Annotated in this window: 2 protein-coding genes; both read right to left on the bottom strand. The window is 40.0% G+C overall.

What is annotated here, in order from left to right:
• The coding region (locus tag SMIDD26_RS02580) for a glycosyltransferase family 2 protein (RefSeq protein WP_134990141.1) at positions 1-304 on the bottom strand (304 nt) is incomplete at its 3' end.
• Positions 301-1,146, bottom strand: a complete 846-nt coding sequence (locus SMIDD26_RS02575; RefSeq protein WP_134990117.1) for a LicD family protein — start codon at positions 1,144-1,146, stop codon at positions 301-303. The genes SMIDD26_RS02575 and SMIDD26_RS02580, both read right to left, overlap by 4 nt.
• Positions 1,147-1,225 lie beyond the last annotated feature (79 nt).

Raw genomic sequence — 1,225 nt, 5'->3', positions numbered from 1 at the left:
CTAGGTAATCCTTAGTGACGAAATCATCACTATCAACAAAAGTTATCCAAGCACCCGTCGCTAGCTGAATCCCAGTATTTCTGGCATTAGAAACACCAGCATTTTCGATATGGTAAACCTTGATATTTTCATACTGATATGCTAAATGATCACAGATTTGTCCACTGGAATCAGTAGATCCATCATTTATTAGGATTAGTTCAAAATGAGTATAAGTCTGATGAAGAATTGACTCCACACATCGCTCCAGATAGGCTTCTACATTGTAGACTGGAACGATAACGCTTATTTTTTCTCCCATCATTCTCCATATTCTCCCTTGTATTCTGTATAAGACTTATCCATATCAGCGATGACAGCATCATGATGCGGTACTTGCTTATTTGCTGGTGGTGGCGTCATATAATCTCCAAAAGCAGTGCTGAGATAGGCATCGTAGCCAACTGGAATAGGCATCTCTGTTTCTTCAAATGGCAAGAAAAGATTATCTTCAAAAGATTCGATTAGGTACTTGTTTCTCATGTAGCCAGGACCTGAGCATAATTCTGTGATGCCATCGCTCTCAGCCAAATCATACTTAGTCATTTCTTTCTCAGCTTTTTTCCAAATGCGATAACGGAGAGATTTTGGTGTCACGCCCAGTAAAATACGGCTTCCCCATTTCATAAGTGCGCCATGCTTTTCTGGAATAGTTTGGGCACAAAAGAGTGAATAAATCAAGGCCCAGCGAACCTGTTTCTTCCGCTCAGCTGGATTTTTCGGATAATAATCCAAAGGCAAGACATCCAAGGCCAAACCATGTGGCAATTCTAAATCCTGCTGATAAGGTTTGATACAGGTCGTTTCCTTGTCACGAATGGTAATAAAAAGATTGCGGTCGACAAAATCCTTGTGACTCTTTGACAAGAAATAACGCTCATCTGCATAGCGAGGCCATAATTCTGCTAATTTCTCATAATCTTTACGGGGCATAAAAAAGTCTAGGTCGTCATCCCAAGGAATAAAGCCCTTGTTTCGAAGGGCACCAATAGCACCTCCACCACAGAGATAACAAAGTAAATCATGCTCCTTGCAAAAGGCAACAAAATATTCAGCCATCTCCAGGCTACGATCCTGAATTGCTTTTAAATCAGTCATATTGTTCATTATTCTTTCTATCGTATCGTTTCATTATACCACAAATAGGGGGTGAAAATCTATTGAAGACTGTAAAAATCAAAGCCTG

The sequence above is a fragment of the Streptococcus mitis genome (assembly GCF_001579035.1).
Lineage (GTDB): Bacteria > Bacillota > Bacilli > Lactobacillales > Streptococcaceae > Streptococcus > Streptococcus mitis_J.
Note: the sequence above shows the minus strand (reverse complement) of the source record. Positions and strands in the feature narration are given on the sequence as shown.

Coding starts and splice junctions, on each gene's coding strand:
- SMIDD26_RS02575 (WP_134990117.1), bottom strand. CDS start 1,146: ATGAACAATATGACTGATTTAAAAGCAATTCAGGATCGTAGCCTGGAG.